This is a genomic window from Curvibacter lanceolatus ATCC 14669 (genome assembly GCF_000381265.1).
In the GTDB taxonomy this organism is placed as follows: Bacteria; Pseudomonadota; Gammaproteobacteria; order Burkholderiales; family Burkholderiaceae_C; genus Curvibacter; species Curvibacter lanceolatus.
Genome location: NZ_KB906266.1, coordinates 70,349 through 86,203, shown reverse-complemented (window position 1 = coordinate 86,203; position 15,855 = coordinate 70,349). Strand labels below are relative to the sequence as shown.

Annotated in this window: 17 protein-coding genes; 14 read left to right on the top strand and 3 right to left on the bottom strand. The window is 67.8% G+C overall.

Annotation, left to right across the window (positions count from 1 at the left end; genetic code table 11):
• Nucleotides 1-34 precede the first annotated feature (34 nt).
• A complete protein-coding gene (locus F624_RS0121740; protein WP_019576468.1) occupies nucleotides 35-1,186 on the bottom strand; it encodes a porin in 1,152 nt (383 codons plus the stop codon).
• Between the two features lie 315 nt (nucleotides 1,187-1,501).
• Here F624_RS0121740 and coq7 point away from each other — a divergent pair, with 315 nt between their 5' ends.
• Nucleotides 1,502-2,119 (top strand): 2-polyprenyl-3-methyl-6-methoxy-1,4-benzoquinone monooxygenase, encoded by a 618-nt coding sequence (coq7, locus tag F624_RS0121735; RefSeq protein ID WP_019576467.1) that lies wholly within the window; start codon nucleotides 1,502-1,504, stop codon nucleotides 2,117-2,119.
• A 19-nt stretch (nucleotides 2,120-2,138) separates the two neighbouring features.
• Here the strand turns inward: coq7 and F624_RS0121730 are convergent, their stop codons facing one another.
• Nucleotides 2,139-2,588, bottom strand: coding sequence for an OsmC family protein (locus F624_RS0121730; RefSeq protein ID WP_019576466.1), 450 nt, complete (start codon nucleotides 2,586-2,588; stop codon nucleotides 2,139-2,141).
• A 306-nt stretch (nucleotides 2,589-2,894) separates the two neighbouring features.
• On the opposite strand from F624_RS0121730, the gene ilvA reads away from it, so the two are divergent.
• From ilvA to F624_RS0121715, 3 genes are read left to right on the top strand one after another with little or no spacing between them, the layout of a single operon-like run.
• Nucleotides 2,895-4,454: a threonine ammonia-lyase, biosynthetic gene (gene ilvA, locus F624_RS0121725; protein ID WP_019576465.1), complete on the top strand. Its 1,560-nt coding sequence runs from the start codon at nucleotides 2,895-2,897 to the stop codon at nucleotides 4,452-4,454.
• A gap of 22 nt (nucleotides 4,455-4,476) precedes the next feature.
• Nucleotides 4,477-5,292: an adenosylcobinamide-GDP ribazoletransferase gene (locus F624_RS0121720; protein ID WP_019576464.1), complete on the top strand. Its 816-nt coding sequence runs from the start codon at nucleotides 4,477-4,479 to the stop codon at nucleotides 5,290-5,292.
• Nucleotides 5,289-5,888, top strand: coding sequence for a histidine phosphatase family protein (locus F624_RS0121715; protein WP_019576463.1), 600 nt, complete (start codon nucleotides 5,289-5,291; stop codon nucleotides 5,886-5,888). Before F624_RS0121720 ends, F624_RS0121715 begins: the two co-directional genes overlap by 4 nt.
• On the opposite strand, the gene F624_RS0121710 is transcribed toward F624_RS0121715, so the two are convergent.
• On the bottom strand, nucleotides 5,875-6,339 hold the full coding sequence (locus F624_RS0121710) for a type II secretion system protein N (RefSeq protein WP_019576462.1): 465 nt from the start codon (nucleotides 6,337-6,339) through the stop codon (nucleotides 5,875-5,877). The genes F624_RS0121715 and F624_RS0121710 overlap by 14 nt on opposite strands.
• An 81-nt stretch (nucleotides 6,340-6,420) precedes the next feature.
• On the opposite strand from F624_RS0121710, the gene gspG reads away from it, so the two are divergent.
• From gspG to F624_RS0121660, 10 genes are all read left to right on the top strand, one after another.
• Entirely contained in the window at nucleotides 6,421-6,861 is a 441-nt protein-coding gene (gene gspG, locus F624_RS0121705) for a type II secretion system major pseudopilin GspG (RefSeq protein ID WP_019576461.1), read from the top strand.
• Between the two features lie 44 nt (nucleotides 6,862-6,905).
• The gene (locus tag F624_RS0121700; protein ID WP_019576460.1) at nucleotides 6,906-7,352 is read left to right on the top strand and encodes a prepilin-type N-terminal cleavage/methylation domain-containing protein; all 447 of its coding nucleotides are present in this window, start codon (nucleotides 6,906-6,908) and stop codon (nucleotides 7,350-7,352) included.
• Nucleotides 7,349-7,726: a type II secretion system minor pseudopilin GspI gene (gspI, locus tag F624_RS0121695; RefSeq protein ID WP_019576459.1), complete on the top strand. Its 378-nt coding sequence runs from the start codon at nucleotides 7,349-7,351 to the stop codon at nucleotides 7,724-7,726. Before F624_RS0121700 ends, gspI begins: the two co-directional genes overlap by 4 nt.
• 1 nt (nucleotide 7,727) lies before the next feature.
• The gene (locus F624_RS0121690) at nucleotides 7,728-8,471 is read left to right on the top strand and encodes a PulJ/GspJ family protein (RefSeq protein ID WP_019576458.1); all 744 of its coding nucleotides are present in this window, start codon (nucleotides 7,728-7,730) and stop codon (nucleotides 8,469-8,471) included.
• The gene (gspK, locus tag F624_RS0121685) at nucleotides 8,468-9,460 is read left to right on the top strand and encodes a type II secretion system minor pseudopilin GspK (RefSeq protein ID WP_019576457.1); all 993 of its coding nucleotides are present in this window, start codon (nucleotides 8,468-8,470) and stop codon (nucleotides 9,458-9,460) included. Before F624_RS0121690 ends, gspK begins: the two co-directional genes overlap by 4 nt.
• Before the next feature lie 75 nt (nucleotides 9,461-9,535).
• A complete protein-coding gene (gene gspL, locus F624_RS0121680) occupies nucleotides 9,536-10,783 on the top strand; it encodes a type II secretion system protein GspL (RefSeq protein ID WP_019576456.1) in 1,248 nt (415 codons plus the stop codon).
• Entirely contained in the window at nucleotides 10,780-11,343 is a 564-nt protein-coding gene (gene gspM, locus F624_RS0121675; RefSeq protein ID WP_019576455.1) for a type II secretion system protein GspM, read from the top strand. Before gspL ends, gspM begins: the two co-directional genes overlap by 4 nt.
• A gap of 21 nt (nucleotides 11,344-11,364) precedes the next feature.
• Nucleotides 11,365-12,204: a type II secretion system protein N gene (gene gspN / locus F624_RS0121670; protein WP_019576454.1), complete on the top strand. Its 840-nt coding sequence runs from the start codon at nucleotides 11,365-11,367 to the stop codon at nucleotides 12,202-12,204.
• Nucleotide 12,205: 1 nt separating this feature from the next.
• A complete protein-coding gene (gene gspD, locus F624_RS0121665) occupies nucleotides 12,206-14,440 on the top strand; it encodes a type II secretion system secretin GspD (RefSeq protein WP_157443556.1) in 2,235 nt (744 codons plus the stop codon).
• A gap of 8 nt (nucleotides 14,441-14,448) precedes the next feature.
• Nucleotides 14,449-15,837 (top strand): GspE/PulE family protein, encoded by a 1,389-nt coding sequence (locus tag F624_RS0121660; protein WP_019576453.1) that lies wholly within the window; start codon nucleotides 14,449-14,451, stop codon nucleotides 15,835-15,837.
• Nucleotides 15,838-15,855 lie beyond the last annotated feature (18 nt).

Below are 15,855 nucleotides of genomic sequence, written 5' to 3'. Positions count from 1 at the left end.
CTCTGATCAGAAGCTGGCTTACGCCAGCCACCAATTAGAAGGAGGTACGCAGACCAACGCTGAAGCCGGTCGACGATTGGTTGACGTTCGAAGCGCCAGCCACAGCGCCGATCGAGCCGGAGCTGAACGAAGCAGCGGTGGAAGCAGCGCCACCCGAGTTGCCCACGCGAGCGAAGATACCGTACACGGCAGTGCGCTTGCTCAGGTTGTAGGTGTAGCCGAAGGACCACTTGTCAGACTTGGCGGAGTCCAGCTTGATGGCGCTGTACTGAGCCAGCACGTTGCCAGCGCCCAGAGGAGCGTTCACACCCAGCGACCAGCCCTTGACGGACTTGTTGTTGCCCAGAGCGCCCAGGTCGTTGTACTTTTGGTTGGTGATCGTGCCCATGACCTTGGCCACGCCGAAGTCGTACGAAGCGCCCAGGTTGGTGTCGGTGTAATCGCCGTGGGTGGCAGCAAAGCCAGCCAGGGTGGTGGTTTGGGTGCCAGCAGCGAAGTTGGTCTTGCCGTAAGCGCCAGCAACGTCCAGCGGGCCTTGAGCGTAACCAACGCGGAAGCCGACGTAACGACCGTTGTCTTGGGTGTTGACGGTGCCAGCGTAGCCGGTAGCGGTTTCGGTGTTAGCACGGTTGCCGAAGGCGTAGGTGCCTTGGCCGTAGAAGCCGCCCAGGTTGCCCGGCAGGAAGTAGCCGATGCCGTTCGAAGCACGAACGCCAGTGCCCGAGCTCAGAGTGTAGTTGGCCAGGGTAGCGCCGACGCTGTTAGCACCGAACGGGTCAAACACAGCGGTGTTCCAGAACGAAGGCACGTAGTCACGGCCAACGCGCAGTTCACCGAAGTTGCCCGACAGGCTGACGGTCGAACGACGGTTGAAGGTCAGGCCACCGGCGGCGGTGGTGGTGGATTGGTTGTTGGCGGTGGTGCCAGAAGAACCGATGCCCGAAGCGGGGTTCAGAGCGGCTTCCAGGTGGAAGGAAGCAGCCAGACCGCCACCGAGGTCTTCGGTGCCCTTGAAGCCCAGACGGCTGGAGCTGTTAGCCGAGGGGGAGATGCCGGAGATGCGGCCAGCTTGGGTCTTGACGTTTTCGTAGCCCAGGTCCAGAACGCCGAACAGGGTCACAGAAGATTGAGCCATAGCGGCGCCGGAAGCAGCCAGCACTGCCAGTGCAATCAGGGATTTTTTCATTGCGAGTTTCTCCAAGGTTAAACATAGGGCGCCGGTTCGAAGAACCGCAGGGTGCTGCCACAACTGCGATCCGCCGGTTCCCCGGGCCAACCTCCTTGATGGAAGTTCTCGCTATTGCAACAGACGTGCGGCATCCACGCAAAGGAAATAACCCCCAAACCGGCCCAGTCTGGCGATTTCGTTGCACCTGTGCAACAAAACTGCGAAGCCCATTCCTGCTCAGGATCAAACACCGGGACCCCTCGAAAGACTAAACTTCAGGCCCGAATTGCCGACAACACTGGGACGTCCTGATACCTCAGGCCGACACTATCCATGGATCGTTTCCTCAGCACCGCAGACGCGGTATTGCGCACGCTGTATGCCAAGCATCACAGCGCCACCCCCCACCCGGCCCGTGCAGAGGACCGCAGCCCCGAACGCCCGGAAGACAAGGCCCTGTCTGCAGCCTTGATGCGGGTGAACCACGTCGGAGAAGTCTGCGCCCAGGCCCTTTACACCGCACAGGCGGCCTCCACGCGCAACCCGGCGCTGAAGGCCCATTTCGAACGCGCGGCTCATGAAGAGACCGACCACCTGGCCTGGACAAAACAGCGCCTGGACGAGTTGGGCGACCGCGTGAGCATCCTGAACCCGCTCTGGTACGCCGGCGCATTCACCCTGGGACTGGTGGCGGGGCGCATCAGCGATGCGGTGAGCCTGGGGTTCGTGGTTGAAACCGAGAAACAGGTGGCCGAACACCTGCAAAGCCATCTGGACCGCCTGCCCGCCGACGACGAGGCATCGCGTGCCATCGTGGCCCAGATGAAGGTGGACGAAGAACGCCATGCCCACGAAGCCCAGATGGCGGGCGCTGCGGAACTACCGCCGCCGGCCAAGGCACTGATGCGCCTGGCCGCCAAGGTGATGACCCGCACCGCCCACTACATCTGAGCGGGCGCTGCAGCGGGGCTCAGACCTCGACGAGGTCGAACCCGGTGGTGATTTCGGCGGTCTTGCCCAGCATGATGCTGGCCGAGCAGTATTTGTCGTGGCTCATGGCGATGGCCCGCTCGACCGCCGCAGCAGGAATGCCCCGACCGGTCACCGTGAACTGCATGTGGATCTTGGTGAACACCTTGGGATCGGTGTCGGCGCGCTCGCTGCTGAGCTTGACCGAGCAACCGCGTACATCGTGGCGACCGCGCTTGAGGATCAGCACCACGTCATAAGCCGTGCACCCACCGGTGCCCGCCAGCACCATTTCCATGGGGCGTGGGGCCAGGTTCTGGCCACCGTTCTCGGGCTTGGCCGCATCCGGCGCGCCATCCATGACCACGGCGTGGCCGCTGCCGGTTTCCGCCACAAAGCCCATGCCTGAGCGCGTGCCTGCCGCGCCGGTCCAACTCACTGTGCATTCCATCCGATCACCTCATCAAATCAGCTAATACAGGATCAATCTCGCTACTAGTTCTGTGCCCGCAGCAAGTTGATACAAATTCCTTGTTGCATCGCAACAAATTATCGCTACACTTCCTACATCGCGTAACGAACTCTGTTCTTCACGCACCGATTGTCTCCTCCACCTCCTCCTTTGGTGGATTTAGCCCCGAGTCTCACGACTCGGGGCTTTTTTCTTGGTGCCCTATGATCTGGGCCCGCCCGGGGGCTTTCCTGACGTCAGATGCGGCCAGTCTGAGGCCCCGCGCGATCTACACTCTCAAGCGCCATGACCGTCAAAGCACTCAAACCGGCCGATTACCTCAAAAAAATCCTCACTGCTCGCGTCTATGACGTCGCCGTCGAGTCCGCGCTGGAGCCCGCGCGCAACCTCAGCAAGCGTTTGCACAACACCGTGCTGCTCAAGCGCGAAGACCAGCAACCGGTCTTCAGCTTCAAGCTGCGCGGGGCCTACAACAAGATGGCCCACCTCACGCCCGAGCAACTCAAGCGCGGTGTGATTTGCGCCTCCGCCGGCAACCATGCCCAAGGCGTGGCGATGAGCGCCCGCAAACTGGGCACCCGGGCCGTGATTGTGATGCCCACCACCACCCCCCAACTCAAGATCGACGCGGTGCGCGGCCTGGGCGGCGAGGTGGTGCTGCACGGCGACAGCTACTCCGACGCCTACGGCCACTCCGTCGAACTCGAAAAAAAGCAGGGCCTGACCTTTGTTCACCCCTTTGACGATCCCGACGTGATTGCCGGCCAGGGCACCATCGCAATGGAAATCCTGCGCCAGCTGCAAGGCCTGGGTTCGCGGCGCCTCGATGCGGTGTTCGTGGCCATCGGCGGCGGCGGCCTGATCTCGGGCGTGGCCAACTACATCAAGGCGGTTCGCCCCGAGATCAAGGTGATCGGCGTTCAGATGAACGATTCGGACGCCATGATGCAGTCGGTGACCGCCAAGAAGCGCGTCACGCTGCCTGACGTGGGCCTGTTCTCGGACGGCACCGCCGTCAAGCTGGTGGGCGAAGAAACCTACCGTGTGGCCAAGAATCTGGTGGACGACTACATCGCCGTCGACACCGATGCCGTGTGCGCCGCCATCAAGGACATCTTTGTCGACACGCGCAGCATCGTCGAGCCGGCCGGCGCCCTGGCCGTGGCCGCCATCAAGCAGTACGTGGCCACCCACAAGACCAAGGGCGAGACCTACGCCGCCATCCTGTGCGGCGCCAACATGAACTTCGACCGCCTGCGCTTCGTGGCCGAGCGTGCCGAGGTGGGCGAGGAACGCGAGGCCCTGTTTGCCGTCACCATCCCCGAAGAGCGTGGCAGCTTCCGCCGCTTCTGCGAAACCGTGGGCAACCTGCCCGGTGGCCCGCGCAATGTGACGGAATTCAACTACCGCATCAGCGACTCGGCCCGTGCCCACGTGTTTGTGGGGTTGACCACCACCGGCCCCGGCGAATCGACCAAGATCGCCAAGAACTTCAAGAAACAGGGCTTTGAAGCCCTGGACCTGACGCACGACGAGCTGGCCAAGGAGCACATCCGCCACATGGTGGGCGGCCACTCGGCCCTGGCCCAGGACGAGCGCCTGCTGCGCTTTGTCTTCCCCGAGCGCCCAGGGGCCCTGCTGACGTTCCTGAGCCTGATGAAGCCCAACTGGAACATCAGCCTGTTCCACTACCGCAACCAGGGCGCCGACTACGGCCGCATCCTCGTCGGCCTGCAGGTGCCTGCGGCCGATCACAAGGCCTTCGACCGCTTCCTGGCCAGCCTGGGCTACCCCTGCATCGAGGAAACCCAGAACCCGGTCTACCGCATGTTCCTGCAGCAATGAAGCGGCTGCCACGGCACCAGGCATGACGGGATTGCGCCACTGGCTGCTGGCCGTCCAGTTCTTCACCCGCATTCCGGTCACGGGGCGGCTGGCGGACTGGGTGGGCTACAGCCCGGCCATGCTGCGCGCCAGCGCGGCCCATTTCCCCTCCATCGGCTGGCTGGCCGCGGGCTTGGCCGCGGCCACCTGGTGGGCGCTGAGTGCCGCCCTGGGCCCCCAGGCCGGCACGCCCCTGGTGGCCGCCGTGGGGGCCACCCTGGCCACCATCCTGATGACCGGCGGCTTCCATGAAGATGGCCTGGCCGATGTGGCCGACGGCCTGGGCGGCAGCTACGACCGCGAACGGGCACTGGACATCATGAAGGACTCGCGCGTCGGCGCCTTTGGCGCCATGGCACTGCAGCTGGCCCTGCTGGCCAAGGTGGCCCTGCTGGCCTGGCTGGGACACAGCGGCCTGAACAACACCCTGGCCGCCCTGCTGCTGGGGCATGTGCTGTCGCGCTTCTGGCCCCTGATCCTGGTGCGCCAGCTGCCCCATGTGGGCGACACGGCCCGCTCGAAAAGCAAGCCGCTGGCCGACCAGATCAGCACGGGCGCCCTGATGGTGGCCGGGCTGTGGTGCCTGCCCCCCCTGGCGCTGTGCACCTGGGCTTTCGGCCCGGCCTTCGTGGGCGCCGCCCTGCTGGGCAGCGCACTGGCACTGGGTTGGATGTGGCGCCTGTTTGCCCGTCGCCTGCAAGGCTTCACAGGCGACTGCCTGGGGGCCACCCAACAGGTGTGCGAACTGGCCTGCTACCTGGCCCTGGCCTGCGTCCTGGCGCACTCGAGCCTCCGATGAAGCTCTGGCTGGTGCGGCACGCCCGACCCATCGCAGCCGATTCGCTGTGCTACGGCCGGCTGGAGATCGAGGTCGACCCCGCTCAGACCGCCGAACTGGCCACGACGCTCTCACGGCAACTGCCCCAGGGCGCTGGATTGCGCGTATCGCCGCGGCAAAGATGCGAAAAGCTCGCGCAACAATTGTGCAAAGCCCGGCCGGATCTGATAGCCCGCACCGATCCCGATCTGGCCGAAATGGATTTCGGCACCTGGGAAGGCCAGCGCTGGGACGCCCTGGGCGCCGCCGCGCTCGATGCCTGGGTACAGGACTTCGGCCGGCACCGGCCGGGTGGAGGGGAAAGCGTGAACGAGGTGATGCGCCGGGTGGCCCATGCGCTGCAACGCACCCGGGCGGAAACCTCGGCGGAAGGGCATGCGGTATGGCTCACCCACGCTGGGGTGATCCGGGCCGTGCACCTGCTGCTCCAGGGGGTTCAGACCCTGCACGAAGCGAGAGATTGGCCCAGCCACACCATCGGCTACGGCCAGATCGAATGCATTGAACTGGGTCCGCCCAGCCCGGGTCAGGATCAGGCGCCGGTCAAGGCTTCTTGAGCGCCGGCAGCTCCAGCGTCAGCGTGGGCGCGGCATCGCGCGAGGGGCCCAGCAAGGCACGGCGGCGATCCACCGCCAGCAGCACCACGCCGTCTTCCAGCGTGGCCCCCACCCGGTAGGGGTGGGCTGGCTTGCCGTCCACCGAGATCAGGGCGGCGCCCCATTGATGACCATCCGCCACCACACCGATCAGGCTCAGGCGACTGGCCAGCGCGGGCGCCCCGGGCAGCACCGCCACAGGGCCCTGGGTGGCGCCCAGAAAACGGGCCACCGCGGCCGGGTCGGCCTCGAGCGTGGTGCCTGCTGCCACCTCGACCGAGGGCACCGGCGCCGGTTGAGCCAGCCTCAGGCCCCAGAACACGGCCGATGCCGCGGCCAGCGCCCAGACTGTAAAGGACGAGCCGCGGATCACCCAGCGCTGAGCCGGGGACAAGGTCGAAGATGTCATCATGCGCGGATTATGATTCAAGCGATTCCGAGTTCCTCAAGTTCTGCTCCTCCAGCCCAACCGGTGTTTTTGCCCACTTCGCCCATGAACCGATCCCTCAACCACCTTCGCCGTCGCGTCCAGGCCGGCTTCACCCTCATTGAACTGATGGTGGTGCTGGTCATCATCGGCGTGCTGGCCGCGCTGATCGTGCCCAACGTGCTGGACCGGGCCGACGACGCCCGCGCCACCGCGGCGCGCACCGACGTGAACAACCTGGTCCAGGCCCTCAAGCTGTACCGCCTCGACAACCAGCGCTACCCCACGGCCGAACAAGGCCTGCGTGCGTTAATCGCCCGCCCCACCACGGCCCCGGTGCCACCCAACTGGAAGCCCTACCTCGAAAAGCTGCCCAACGACCCCTGGGGCCGTCCTTACCAGTACCTGAACCCGGGTATCAAAGGTGAGATCGACGTGATGTCCTTCGGTGCCGATGGCCAATCCGGTGGCGAGGGCAAAGACGCCGACATCGGCAGCTGGCAGTGAACACCGCCGGGGTGCCTGCCGCAGCACCCTTGCCGACCGCCCCCATGAACACCCTGGCGACCGCAGGGCGCCCGCCACGAGGCTTCACGCTGATCGAGTTGCTGATCGTCATCAGCATCATGGCCCTGGCCAGTGCCGGCGTCTCGATGGCCCTGCGCGACAACAGCCAGACCCAGCTGGAGCGTGAGGCCCAGCGCCTGGCCGCCCTGCTGGACACGGCCCGGGCGCGCTCGCGTGCCAGCGGCGTGGCCGTGCAATGGATGCCCACCCCGCAAGGCTTCACCTTCACCGGCCTGCCCGAGGGCTCGATGCCGCAGCAATGGCTGTCGCCCGGCACCCAGGCCCTGCCCGCGCAGGGCCGCCTGAACCTGGGCCCCGAGCCCGTGATCGGCCCCCAGCAAGTCACCCTGGTCAACAGCGAAGCCCCCGGACGCAGCCTGCGCCTGGCCACCGATGGCCTGCGCCCCTTCACCGTCAGCAGCGAGCCATGAAACCCATCCAGCGCCCCGGCCGGGCCCAGGGCTTCACCCTGATCGAAGTGATGGTGGCCCTGAGCATCGTGGCCATCGCCCTGCTGGCGGGTGCCCAGGCCAGCTCCGCCCTGACACGCAACGCCAGCCGCCAAGTCGACACCCTGCTGGGCCACCTGTGCGCCGAAAACGAACTGGTGAAAACACGCCTGTCGCGCCAGATGCCCAGCGTGGGCGACAGCGACCTGAGCTGCGAACAGGGCGGCCGTGTCCTGCCGGTGCATGTGACCGTGCGCGCCACCCCCAACCCCAGCTTTCGCCGGGTCGATGTGCAGACCTTCAATGAGGACGGCCAGCCCGTGGTCCGACTCTCCACCGTGGTGGGGCGCTATTGACATGAAATACCCCCTGCATCGTCTTTCCCCTCCTGGGAGCAGACACCGCCCCCGGGGCTTCACCCTGGTCGAGCTGCTCATCGCCCTGTCGGTGATGGCCATCATGGCCTTGCTGAGCTGGCAGGGCCTGGACGGCATGATGCGCACCCTGCGCCAGACCGACCAGCACAGCGAGCAGACCCTGGCCCTGCAATCGGGCCTGGGCCAGTGGCAGGCCGACCTGGAATCCCTGGTCGACCTGCCCGACATCACCGCCATCGACTGGGACGGCCGGGTGCTGCGCCTCACCCGCCAGGGCCCACCCAGCCAGCCCGAAGCCACCCTGGTGGTGGGCTGGACCCTGCGCAACCCGGGCGCTGGTGGCCAATGGCTGCGCTGGCAGTCGCCCCCGCTCAGCACCCGGGGCGACTGGCAGAACGCCTGGCAGATGGCCGCCCTGTGGGGGCAGAACCCCGACCAGACCCAACGCCAGCGCGAGGTGCTCATCACCCCCGCCAACGACTGGCAGATCTTCTATTACCGGCAGGACGCCTGGACCAACCCCATGTCCAGCGATGCCAGCACCAACCCAGGCGGCAACACAGGCACCCCACCCACCCCGGATGGCAAGGCGGCGGATGGCCGAGGCGACAGCAAACTGCCCCAGGGCGTGCGCCTGGTCATCACGCTGGCCCCGGGCCAGGCCGTGTCGGGGCGCATCACGCGCGACTGGGTGCGCCCCATCCTGGGCGGAGACAAGTCATGAGCCTGCGCCACCAGCCCCCCAGCCCCCTCCACAACTTGGCGGCACGGCAGCGCGGCGCTGCCCTGCTGGCCGCCATGCTCACCGTCACCCTGGTCGCCACCCTGGCCGCGGGCGCCTTGTGGCAGCAATGGCGCGCCGTCGAGGTGGAAAGTGCCGAGCGCGCCCGCGTGCAATCCAGCTGGATCCTGACCGGGGCGCTCGACTGGTCGCGCCTGATCCTGCGCGAAGATGCCCGCAGCGGCGGCCCCGACACCTTGTCCGAGCCCTGGGCCATCCCGCTGCAAGAAGCGCGGCTGTCCAGCTTCCTGGCCGCCGACCAGAGCAACACGGCCAGCGACGACAAGGACCTCACCGAGGCTTTTCTGTCGGGCGCCATCACCGACCAGCAAGGCCGCCTCAACCTGCAGAACCTGATCAACAACAAGCAGCTCAGCGAATCGGCGCACCGCGCCACCAGCAAGCTGTTTGACCTGCTGGGCCTGCCCGAAGCCCAGCTCACCACCCTGGAGCAGAACCTGCTGCTGGCCCAGAAAGCCCAGGAAACCAGCGCCCCCCTGCCCGCCCAGCGGCTCGACCAGTTGCTCACCTACGGCCTCAGCGCCAGCACCCTGGCCCGGCTGCGCCCCTATGTGACCCTGCTGCCCGAGCGCACCCCGGTCAACCTCAACACCGCGCCCGCCGAGGTGATCTACGCCAGCGTGCGCACCCTGGACATGGCCACCGCACAACGCGTGGTCACGCAACGCACCCGCACCCCCTTCAAGGCCATCAGCGATGCCGGCGCCCTGATGGGCGATGCCGTCAGCCAGCTCAGCGAGGCCGAGCACAGCATCAGCAGCCGCTATTTCGAGGTGCTGGGCCGCCTGCGCCTGGGCGACACCCGGGTGCAGGAGCGCTCTCTGGTGCGCCGCACCAACATGGAGGTTCAAACCCTGTGGCGCGAACGCGGTCAATTCGATACCGTGGCGTCCAACCCGACGCCACCCTGAACCCACCGGCACGGCCCGAGCGGCTGCCGCCGAACCTTCACATCTCCTCTCTACAATGGGCCGCCACAATCTCCCATGAGCACCCTGATCGTCTACCTGCCCGATGGCGCACCTGGCGCCAGCACCGAATGGGCCTACCTCCTCACGCCCGATGGCCGCACCGTGCTGCAGCAGGGCACGGCCACGGCCGCCCTGCTGCCTCAACCCACGCGGCCGGTCGAGGTGGTGGCCGTGGTGCCACTGCATCAGCTCTCGTGGCAGCCCGTCGAGCTGCCGCGCGGCACCGGCCCGGGCAGTGCGCGCCTGCAGGCGGTGCTGGAGGGTTTGCTTGAAGAACGCTTGCTGGATGAACCCCAGCAATTGCACCTGGCGCTGGGCCCGGCGCCCGAGGCTGGCCGCCCGCAATGGGTGGCCGTGTGCAACCGGGCCTGGCTGGGCGCGGCCCTGCAGGCCCTCGAAGCCGCGGGCCGCAGTGTGACCCGCATCGTCCCCGAACTCTGGCCCGCCGCCCACGCCGAGGCCACCCCGGTGCTGCGCGCCGTGCAGGCGGCCAACCCCGACGAACATGGCCCACGCTGGGTGCTGACCGGGCTGGACGCCAGCAGCCCCGTCATCAGCTGGCCCCTGCTGGGGCTCGTCGACAGCCCGCAACCCGTCTTGCCTCCCCTGCCCGAAGGCACCCGGCTGTGCGCCGAACCGGCCCTGGCCCAGCAAGCCGAAGCCGTGCTGGGCCAGGCCGTCACCTTGGAGCCACCGGCCACGCGTTGGCTCGAGGCCGCGGCCGGCCCCTGGGAGCTGGCCCAGCAAAGCTTTGCCAGCAGCCAGCGCAACCGCATCACCCGCCAGGGCGTGCGCGCCCTGCAGGCCGTCTGGCAAGCCCCCGCCTGGCGCCCGCTGCGCTGGGGGGTGGCGGCCCTGCTGCTGGCCCAGTTGGCCGGCTTGAATGCCTGGGCCTGGAAGGAAAGCCAGAACCTGCGCCAGCGCGAAGCCGACATCCGCCAGACCCTGACCCGCACCTTTCCCTCGGTCACCGTGGTGGTCGATGCCCCGGTGCAGATGGCCCGCGAGGTCAGCGCCCTGCGCCAGGCCGCCGGCCAGGCCGCCGGCAACGACTTTGAAACCCTGATCGCCGCCCTGGCCCTGGCCCTGCCCCCCGGGCGCCAGGCCAGCCACATCGACTATGCCAACGGCGAACTGCGCCTGCGCGGCCTCAACCTGGGCGCCGAAGAAACCGAGCAGACCCGCGAACGCCTGCGCCAGCGCGGCTATGGCGGCCAGCCTGAAGGCGAGCAATGGATCGTCCGCCAGGAGGCCCGCCCATGACCCCCCAAACCCTGAAAAAAGCCCTGCAGCAACGCTGGCAGACCCTGGCCCCGCGCGAACGCCAGGCCCTGATCGCCGCCGCCCTGGTGCTGGCAGGGGCCCTGTTCTGGTGGGTGGGTCTGGCCCCGGCCCTGCGCACCCTGCGCAGCACCGAAGCCCGCCAGCAGGGGCTGGACGCCCAATGGCAGCAGATGCAGAGCCTGCAAAGCCAGGCCCGCGAACTGCAGCAGCAGACCCGGCTGTCGCGCCAGGAGGCCCTGCAGGCGCTGGAGTCCAGCGTGCGCCAGCGCCTGGGCACGGGCGGCCAGCTCACGGTGCAGGGCGAACGCGCCACCCTGGTGCTCAAGGCCGTGCCCGCCACCGCCTTGGCGCAGTGGTTGAGCCAGGCCCGGGCCAATGCCCGCGTGCTGCCCGCCGAGGTGCGCCTGAGCCGCAGCAATGGGGCCACCAACGCCCCCGCCAACGCCAACAACAACGGCGCACCCGCCGGCAAACCAGCCCCCACCGTGGCCGAACCCGCCTGGGACGGCAGCCTGGTACTCGCCCTGCCCCCGGCCTGAGCGCCTGCTGCTTCAGTTCCCATGCGCCTTCGCCCACCACTGACGCCCACCACTGCCCGCCCCCGCCGGGCCGGGGCCCCGGCGCGCACCCCCTCCCCCGGCCGGCGCTGGGCCTGGGCCGGTGCCCTGTGCGGCGCCCTGCTCAGTGCCGTGCTGGGCGCGCCGGCGCGCTGGCTGGCCGACGCCGTGCAACAGCTCAGCCATGACCAGGTGCAACTGCTGCTGCCCCGTGGCACGGTCTGGAACGGCTCGGCGCAGCTGGTGCTGACCGGCGGCAGCGGCAGCCAGGACCGCAGCACCCTGCCCGGGCGCCTGCAATGGCAGCTTCAGCCCTCGCTGCAGGGGCTGGGCCTGTCGCTCAGCCTGCCCTGTTGCACCGAGCCCACCCTGCAGATCCGGCTCAGCCCGAACTGGGGAGGCGCCACGGTGCAGGTGCAAGACCACCACTCCCACTGGCCGGCCGCACTGCTCAACGGCCTGGGCACGCCCTTCAACACCTTGCAGGTGCAGGGCCGGCTTGAGCTGGCCAGCCAGGGCCTGCAGCTGCAATGGATCGCAGGGCGCGCCCACCTCGACGGTCAGCTGCAGATCGAGGCCCGCGACGTCTCCTCGCGCCTGTCCACCCTCAAGCCAATGGGCAGCTACCACGTCACCCTGCAAGGCGGCGACAGCCCCACCCTGCAGTTGAACACCCTGGAGGGCAGCCTGCTGCTCGAAGGCCAGGGCCAGTGGGTGGGTTCGCGCCTGCGCTTCGAAGGCGCGGCCCAGGCGGCCCCCGAGCACGAAGCGGCACTGGACAATCTGCTGAACATCATCGGGCGGCGCCGCGGCGCGCGCTCCATCATCACCTTGGGCTCTTGACATGACACACCCGACCCGCACCGTCGTTCGACTGGCCTGCCTCTCGCTGGCCACCAGCATCCTGCTGGGCGCCGTGCCCGCCGTGGCGCAAAACACAGCCTCGCCCAAACCCGGCGAGCCCGTGACCCTGAACTTCACCAACGCCGAGATCGAAGGCGTGGCCCGCACCCTGGGCGTGATCACCGGGCGCAACCTGGTGATCGACCCCCGGGTCAAGGGCACCCTCACCCTGACCAGCGAAAAGCCGGTCTCGCCCGCCGTGGCCTGGGAGCAGTTCCTGGCCACGCTGCGCCTGCAGGGCTTCACCGTGGTCGAGGCCAGCGGCCTGTACAAGGTGGTGCCCGAGGCCGAGGCCAAGCTGCAGGGCGGCCCCGTGACCATCTCCAGCAGCGAGACCGACAAGCGCAGCCCCGCAGGCAGCCAGATCGTGACCCAGATCTTCCGGCTCAACTACGAGACCGCCAACAACCTGGTGCCCGTGCTGCGCCCCCTGATCAGCCCGAACAACACCATCAACGTCAACCCCGGCAACAACTCGATCATCATCACCGACTACGCCGACAACCTGCAGCGGCTGGCACGCATCATCGCCTCGATGGATGTGCCCAACGCCAGCGATGTCGACGTGATCCCGCTGCGCCACGCCCTGGCCAGCGACCTGGTGGTGCTGGTCAACCGCCTGATCGACCCGGGCAGCGGTGCCGCCGGTGCAGCCGCGCAGGGCCAGGCCGACACCTCGTTCAAGACCACGCTGCTGGCCGAACCGCGCAGCAACAGCCTGATCCTGCGCGCCGCCAACCCGGCCCGGGCCGCGCTGGTGCGCTCGCTGGTGGCCAAGCTGGACCAGCCCAACGCCAGCGGTGGCGCCTCCGGCAACATCCATGTGGTCTACCTGAAGAACGCCGACGCCACCAAGCTGGCCACCACCTTGCGCGCCGCCCTGGTGGCCGCCAGCGGCGGTGCCGGCAACACCGGCTCGCTGACCGGCAGCACGGGCACCAACCTGTCCAGCAGCAACCTGGGCACACCGGGCAGCACCACAGGCAGCACGACCACGGGCAGCACCAGCGGCCTGGGCGGCGGTGTTTCCAGCAGCTTCGGCAACAGCGCCCAACCCTCCACCGGCGGTCAGATCCAGGCCGACCCGGCCACCAACTCGCTGATCATCTCGGCCCCCGAGCCGCAGTACCGGCAGCTGCGCGAGGTCATCGACCGGCTCGACGGCCGCCGTGCCCAGGTGCTGGTGGAAAGCCTGATCGTCGAGGTCAACGCCAACAAGGTCGCCCAGTTCGGCGTGCAGTGGCAAGGCCTGCTGGGCAGTGCCGGCGGCACCGTGGGCCTGCTGGGCACCAACTCCAGCGCCGCGGGCGCCAACCTGCTGAGCCTGTCCACCAGCGCCCTGGGCTCGGTACTGCCGGGCAACGGCTTCAACTTCGGCATCGGCAGCAAGATCAACGGGCAGTATGTGCTGGGCTTCCTGGCCCAGTTCCTCGAGAACAACGGCGACGGCAACGTGCTCTCCACCCCCAACCTGCTGACCCTGGACAACGAAGAAGCCAAGATCGTGATCGGCCAGAACGTGCCCTTCGTGACCGGCACTTACACCAGCACCAACAACAGCACCAGCACCGTCAACCCGTTCCAGACCGTGGAGCGCAAGGACGTGGGCTTGACGCTGCGGGTGAAGCCGCAGATCAGCGAAAACGGCACCGTCAAGATGGCCATCTACCAGGAGGTGTCGAGCATCGACGCGTCGACCAAAAAGGACACCAACGGCCCCACCACCAACAAGCGCTCCATCGAATCGAACGTGCTGGTCGACGACGGCTCCATCGTGGTGCTGGGCGGCCTGATGCAGGACGAATACTCCGGCTCGGCCGACAAGGTGCCCCTGATGGGCGACCTGCCCGTGGTGGGCAACCTGTTCAAGAGCGAAAACCGCACGCGCAAAAAGACCAACCTGATGGTCTTCCTGCGCCCGGTGGTGGTGCGTGACGCGGCCGATGCCGACGCCATCACGGCCGGCCGCTACGACAGCCTGCGCGGCGTGCAGCAGACCGTGCAACCCACGCCCAACGCCATGCTGCCCAGCGTGACCGGCGCGCCGGTGCTGCCAGCCCTGACCGGCAAGGAAACAGCCAAGGGAACCGCCAGGGACAGCGCCAAAGAGGGCGCCCAGGCCCCGGCCAACAACCTCACCACCGACACCCTGCCCGTCACCGACAAGAAGCCCTGACCCCCGCCATGCGCTACCCCTTGCCCTACGCTTTTGCGCGCACCTTCCAGCTGCTGCTGGAGGACGACGGCCAACGTTGCACCCTGGTGCGCTCCGGCAACTCCGACGAGGCAGCCTGCACCGAGGTGATGCGACGCCATGCCGTGCACGCCTTGCAAAGGCTGGAGCCGCAGGCACTGGCCCAGCGCATCTCGGCGGCCTACGCCCAGGGCGAATCGAGTGCCGCCAGCGTGGTCAGCGAGGTCGAATCCGATGCCGACCTGTCGCGCATCATGCAAGAGCTGCCCGCGGTGGAAGACCTGCTGGAGACCTCGGACGATGCGCCCATCATCCGCATGCTCAATGCCTTGCTGACCCAGGCCGCGCGCGACGGCGCCAGCGACATCCACATCGAGCCCTACGAACGCCACTCCAGCGTGCGCTTCCGGGTGGACGGCACCTTGCGTGAGGTGGTCACGCCCAACCGGGCGCTGCACGCGGCCCTGATCTCACGCCTGAAGATCATGGCCGACCTCGACATCTCCGAAAAACGCCTGCCGCAAGATGGCCGCATCAGCCTGCGCCTGGGCACCCGCGCCATCGATGTGCGCGTGTCCACCCTGCCCAGCGCGCATGGCGAGCGCGCGGTGCTGCGCCTGCTCGACAAGAGCGAAAGCAAGCTCAGCCTCGAATCGGTGGGCATGCAGGGCGAGGTGCTGGCCCGCTTCGAGAAGCTGATCGGCCAGCCGCACGGCATCATCCTGGTGACCGGGCCCACCGGCTCGGGCAAGACCACCACGCTGTACGCCGGCCTGCAACGGCTGGACGCCACGCAGAGCAACATCATGACGGTGGAAGACCCCATCGAATACGAGCTGGCCGGCGTGGGCCAGACCCAGGTCAATGCCAAGATCGACCTGACCTTTGCCAAGGCCTTGCGCGCCATCCTGCGGCAAGACCCGGACGTGATCATGATCGGCGAAATCCGCGACTTCGAGACCGCCCAGATCGCCATCCAGGCCTCGCTCACCGGCCACCTGGTGCTGGCCACCCTGCACACCAACGATGCCGCCAGCGCCATCACCCGCCTGACCGACATGGGGGTCGAGCCCTTCCTGCTGTCGTCCTCGCTGCTGGGCGTGCTGGCCCAGCGCCTGGTGCGCAAATACTGCAGCCATTGCCACGGCGCCGGTTGCGAACACTGCGGCCACACGGGTTACGCCGGCCGCACCGGCGTGTTCGAACTGCTGGTGACCGACGAAGCCATCCGCGCCCAGATCCACGGCCAGGCCGCCGAAGCCGACATCCGCCACGCCGCCCTGGCCTCGGGCATGACGCTGATGCGCGACGACGGCGAACGCCTGATCGCCGCCGGCATCACCTCGCGTGAAGAGGTGTTGCGGGTGACACGGGATTGAGTTGACAAGTACGGGTCG